General features: G+C 45.0%; 1 protein-coding gene. It reads right to left on the minus strand.

Annotation, left to right across the window (positions count from 1 at the left end; all coding sequences use genetic code 11):
- A partial coding sequence (locus D0T60_RS18600; RefSeq protein ID WP_163219982.1) for a hypothetical protein occupies positions 1–313 on the minus strand: 313 nt, incomplete at both ends.

Consider the following 313-nt stretch of genomic DNA (forward strand, 5'->3'; position numbering starts at 1 on the left):
TCCATACGTCCTGTATCACCTACCATTACTGTGAGCATCCCCGAAAAGAGTCCGTCGTTGGAGTTGATGCTGATGGAGCGTAAGCTCATATCATTTTCTAAGTGGCGTTTCCACACAAACAGCAGCAATGCACATGCCCGATGATTCGGGCGGTAATATTTATAAGCATTTTCAACAATTAGTTTGGCTGCATCCTCAAATAAGCGCGTGCGATTTGCATGGGTGGCCACAATGGCCTCTACAATGTCTTTTTCTTCGGTTACGTGAGCAGGCACCGAAGCCATAATCTTTTGGCAGATGTCTAATACTTTTT

This window comes from Bacteroides sp. 224 (assembly GCF_010500995.1).
Lineage (GTDB): Bacteria > Bacteroidota > Bacteroidia > Bacteroidales > Bacteroidaceae > Bacteroides.